This window comes from Sphingomonas sp. CCH9-E2, assembly GCF_001557215.1.
In the GTDB taxonomy this organism is placed as follows: domain Bacteria; phylum Pseudomonadota; class Alphaproteobacteria; order Sphingomonadales; family Sphingomonadaceae; genus Sphingomonas.
Map to the genome: position 1 here is coordinate 1 of NZ_LSJM01000154.1, position 3,595 is coordinate 3,595.

At 67.3% G+C, this 3,595-nt stretch carries 2 protein-coding genes; both read right to left on the bottom strand.

The window, feature by feature from the left end; translation table 11 throughout:
• A partial coding sequence (locus tag AX681_RS08205; protein WP_156456056.1) for a toll/interleukin-1 receptor domain-containing protein occupies positions 1 to 1,051 on the bottom strand: 1,051 nt, incomplete at its 3' end.
• A gap of 107 nt (positions 1,052 to 1,158) precedes the next feature.
• Positions 1,159 to 3,408 carry a putative bifunctional diguanylate cyclase/phosphodiesterase gene (locus AX681_RS08210; RefSeq protein WP_443026152.1) on the bottom strand — a complete coding sequence of 750 codons (2,250 nt, stop codon included), beginning with the start codon at positions 3,406 to 3,408 and terminating at the stop codon, positions 1,159 to 1,161.
• Positions 3,409 to 3,595 lie beyond the last annotated feature (187 nt).

Consider the following 3,595-nt stretch of genomic DNA (forward strand, 5'->3'; position numbering starts at 1 on the left):
ATGAGCTTAATGCACTAACAAACCAATCGGTCCACTCGGTGGGGGCAGACCACGCGGTGGCGAGATCGTCGAGCTTGAGCGCGGCGCTGCCCAGCCAATATTCGCTCTGGCTATGGTCGTAGATGCGCCCCGTGTCCGCCGGACTGCGCGCAAGCAGCGCGCCGGTGACGCGATGCGCCTCACGGAACTTGGCGAGCGCGTCGGCGAGCCGGTCGCGGTCGCCATCATCTTCGCCCATCGCGTGGAGGATCTGTGCGCGCCGGGCGAGGCTGTCGTCGGGCAGATGCGACAGGTCGCCCTGATCGGCATAATAGGCCATAGCGCGCTGATTGACCGATTCCATCACGTCGAGCCGACCCACGCCGCGCAATTTCGTTCGCAGGTCGGTCAGCATGAATTCGATCAACCCTTCGGCCTGAGTGCGTTCGTGGACCGCCTGCGCCCGGGATACGAGCGCGAAGATGGTCGTCGCGGTCATCCCTAACGCGATCAGCAGCGCGCCGAGCGTGACCGCCGTCACGCGCCGCAGCCGCCGTTGCGCATCGCGCTGAACCAGCGCATCGAGCGGCAGGCCGGCCAGCCCGGCGACAATCTTCAGAAAGGCGAGGCGCGGTCCGTCCCCCTCGCGCCGAAAATCGGCGGCGAGCGGTTCGGCGTCGCCGCGCAGCGGTTCGGGTAATGCCGCGTCGGGTGCGCCGCGCGCATGGGCGACCAGGATCGGGGCGGCGGGATTGAGCGCGCGGAACAACGCGATCTCGCGCCCGACCCAGCGCGACTGCACCGCATCGGGCGACGCGACGACGATCAGGGCGGAGGATTGCGCGATCGCCTGTTGCACCGCCTGGGACAGGTCGGCGGCGGCGGACAGGTCGGCGCGGTCGCGAAAGATCGGCCCGATCCGCCCCGGCGCCTGGCCGGGCAGCGGCGTGACGCGGTCGGCCAGCCGCCGGGGCAGGCGATAGGATTCGAGCCGCCGTTGCAACCGCGCGGCGAAATCGCGATCGGCATGGCTATAGCTGACAAATGCCCGAAATGGTTTGATCGGCTCCATCGCATTCCCCCCGCGCTGACCCAAAACGAGGATGCGGTGAAATTGCGAAAGTCCAAAACGGATAATGGGCCGATCTGCGCCCCGTCATCGGCCCATCGGGCAGGGGTTCAGGCGACGCGCGCTTCGTCCTGCATGCTGTCGCGGGTGGCGAGGCTGCGGGCTTCGCCGACCGGGAGCGGGCGGCCGAAATAATAGCCCTGGACCTTGGTGCAGCCGAGCGCCTGGATCAGGCGATGTTCGTCCTCGGTCTCGACGCCTTCCGCCGTGGTGGCCATGCCGAGGCTCTCGGCGAGCGCGACGACGGCGCGGATGATGGCGATCGCCTCCTTCTGCCCCTTGGACGCGCCCTGCACGAAGCTGCGGTCGATCTTGATCGAGCTGAAGCGCGTGCGGGACAGATAACCGAGCGAGGAATAGCCCGTGCCGAAATCGTCGAGGCTGAGGCGCACGCCCATGTCGAGGATCGCTTCCAGCGTCTGCACCGCGGCGGTGCCTTCGCGCATGAACACGCTTTCGGTCACCTCGAGTTCGAGGCGGCTGGGGTGCAGGCCGCTATCCTTGAGCGCGCGACTGACGAACGATGCGAACCCGGCATTGTGCAGCTGTTCGGGGCTGACATTGACCGCGACGCGGATCGGGTCGTCCCACTTGGCCGCTTCGAAGCAGGCGGCGCGCAGCACCCATTCGCCGATCGGGGCGATCAGGCGCGCATCTTCCGCCAGCGGCACGAACTTGGCGGGGGAGATCGGTCCGAGTTCGGGATGGGTCCAGCGCAGCAGTGCTTCGAAGCCCATCAGCGCGCCGGTGCCGGCCTGAACCACCGGCTGATAGAGCAGATGAAACTGGTCATTCTCGAGCGCGGCGCGCAACGCGATTTCGAGGACGCGGCGTTCCTCCGCCTCGACATGCAGTTGCGGCTCATAGGCGTGAAAATTCCCGCCGCCGGCGTCCTTCGACCGGTAGAGCGCGAGGTCGGCGGAGCGGATCAGCATCTCCGCCGTGCGCCCGTCGCGCGGGCCGAAGGCAAGGCCGACGCTGGCGCCGATATAGAGGGTATGGCTGTCGACCTCATAGGGTGTCGACAGGACGTCGATGATGGTGCGGGCCAGCCGTTCGACGGCGAGCGAATCATTGGCGTCGCGCACCACCACCGCAAACTCGTCGCCGCCCAGCCGCCCGATCATCTCGTTCGGGGTCATCAGCTGTCGCAGGCGTTCGGACACGCGCATCAGCAACCGGTCGCCGACCGGGTGGCCGAGCGTGTCGTTGACCGCCTTGAACCGGTCGAGGTCGATCATCATGAAGGCGCAGCGCGCGTTCCACTTGTCCGCCTCGGCCATCGCGGTGGCGAGCGCTTCGTTGATCAGCAGGCGGTTGGGCAGGCCGGTCAGCGTGTCGTAGCGCGCCATCTTGCTGATCTTGTTCGCCGACTCGCGCGCTTCGGTGACGTCGGAGCCGACTCCGCGAAAGCCGATGAAACTGCCTTCTTCGCTCAGCCGCGGCGAGCCGGTCAGTTCCCACCAGCGCTCCTCCCCGTCGACGATGACGGGGAGCAGGATGTCGCGGAACGGTTCGCGCTTCTTGAGCGAATCGGCGAGGTCACGCAGCCCCTGTGCAAAATTGCCGCTTTCCCAGCTTGAGCCGGCGAGCACCTGTACGAACGGCATGCCGTTGATCGCCTTGGGATCGACGCCGAGCGAGACGGCGAAACGCGGATTGGCGCGGCACACGCGGCGCTGGGCATCGGTTTCCCACAGCCAGTCGGCGCTCTTGTCCTCGAACTCGCGCAGCAACAGGCTGACGGTCTCGTCGCGTTCGGCCAGCGCAATTTCATTGGCGCGGATCACGACCAGGGCCTTGCCGCGCGCAAAGCAGGCGATAACGAGCAACAGGGTGAAGAGCAGCCCCGCCGCGCCGAGCGCGGGGGACTGGGTAAGCGCGAGCGCGGTTGCATTGGCACTGCCCAGCACGACAAGGAAGCAGATCGTGGCGAGCGGAAGCGCGGCCATCGCGAGCGAGGACGCGACCATCAGGATCGACAGCACGATCCACATGCCATTGGCCGCCTGCGCATCGGCATAGGCGCCGAACAGCAACGGCGCGATCGACCAGACTGCGCCAAGCGAAATGCCGTCGAGCATCGTTTCGCGCACATCGCGCAGCGTGGCCGTCCGTTCGGTGCGGTGGCGCACGGCGAGACGGCGAAAGGCGACGGCGGTCCCGACCGCAGCGGCCAGCGCGCCCCAGCTGGCGAGCTGCCACAGCGGCACGAGGCGGGCGAAGTTGAGAACGATCAGCGTCGCGCCGAGGACGTTGGCCGCCAGCATGAACAGGGCAAGCTGACTGCCCGCATTCATCTGGGCCGCGCGGATCGGCCCCCAGTCGGTCGTATCCGCCGGATCATAGAGTCCGAGCAGCGCGCGGATATCGATCCGCGGGCGCGCGAACTGGGAGGTGGTCTGACTCGTCACCGGCGCAGTCGTAGCGGGGGTAGGTTAGCGATCGGTTAGAAACGCGTGGGGGCAGGGGAAATAAATGCGGCGG